Source organism: Lysinibacillus sp. PWR01 (assembly GCF_043359455.1).
Lineage (GTDB): Bacteria > Bacillota > Bacilli > Bacillales_A > Planococcaceae > Lysinibacillus > Lysinibacillus fusiformis_F.
The window spans coordinates 1-548 of sequence record NZ_JBHERJ010000010.1 but is presented as its reverse complement, the minus strand read 5'-3'; the positions used below and the strand labels follow the sequence as shown (position 1 = coordinate 548).

1 rRNA gene is annotated in these 548 nt (G+C 52.4%); it reads left to right on the top strand.

From position 1 onward, the window contains the following. Window positions 1–501, top strand: a 16S ribosomal RNA gene (locus ACEVFT_RS01245); the annotation flags it as partial. Window positions 502–548: the final 47 nt, after the last annotated feature.

Genomic DNA, 548 nt, shown 5'->3' with positions numbered 1-548 from the left:
GTGACAGGTGGTGCATGGTTGTCGTCAGCTCGTGTCGTGAGATGTTGGGTTAAGTCCCGCAACGAGCGCAACCCTTGATCTTAGTTGCCATCATTTAGTTGGGCACTCTAAGGTGACTGCCGGTGACAAACCGGAGGAAGGTGGGGATGACGTCAAATCATCATGCCCCTTATGACCTGGGCTACACACGTGCTACAATGGACGATACAAACGGTTGCCAACTCGCGAGAGGGAGCTAATCCGATAAAGTCGTTCTCAGTTCGGATTGTAGGCTGCAACTCGCCTACATGAAGCCGGAATCGCTAGTAATCGCGGATCAGCATGCCGCGGTGAATACGTTCCCGGGCCTTGTACACACCGCCCGTCACACCACGAGAGTTTGTAACACCCGAAGTCGGTGAGGTAACCTTTTGGAGCCAGCCGCCGAAGGTGGGATAGATGATTGGGGTGAAGTCGTAACAAGGTAGCCGTATCGGAAGGTGCGGCTGGATCACCTCCTTTCTAAGGATTATTTCGGAATACAAACCTTGGGTTTGTAAGATTACGTT